Source organism: Streptomyces cyaneofuscatus (assembly GCF_000718135.1).
In the GTDB taxonomy this organism is placed as follows: domain Bacteria; phylum Actinomycetota; class Actinomycetes; order Streptomycetales; family Streptomycetaceae; genus Streptomyces; species Streptomyces cyaneofuscatus.
The window spans coordinates 1-452 of the sequence record NZ_JOEM01000069.1 but is presented as its reverse complement, the minus strand read 5'-3'; the positions used below and the strand labels follow the sequence as shown (position 1 = coordinate 452).

The 452-nt window shown below is 72.3% G+C and carries 1 pseudogene; it reads right to left on the bottom strand.

The annotated features are described in order from the left end of the window. A pseudogene (locus IF17_RS0135785) lies at positions 1–452 on the bottom strand (hypothetical protein); the annotation flags it as partial.

The following is a 452-nucleotide window of genomic DNA, read 5'->3' as shown; positions in this document are numbered from 1 at the left end:
GGCCCGCCTTGCGCTGGGCGCCGCCGTCGCCAGAGCCCTGGAACCTGCGACCCGTTGCGGCAGCCAGGTAGGGCTTGTTCTTGATCAGTTCCTCGATCGCGTCGGCGATCTCGTCGGCGTCGACCTCGCCGTCCGCGTCGACCTCGAACTGCTCGAGGTCGAGGAAGCGCAGGGCGTCGCGCGGGTCCGCCAGCTTCTTCGCGGCGGCCGCGCGGATCTCGGCCTTGATGATGCGGGTGTTCGCCGTAGCCGTTGCGGCTGCGGTCGCCTTGGCCACGGCGTCATCGCTGGCGCCCTGGTTCGCGCGCTCCTCGGCCTGGCGGCGTCGGGTCCGCTCGGCCTTGAGCTTCTCCTTCATCCGGGCCAGGGCCTTCTTGCCCGGGTCGCCGAGTTGGTCGGCGCCCTCGGGGTCGGCGTCGTCGTCCTCGTCGTCCCCGTCGCCGCCCTCGTCG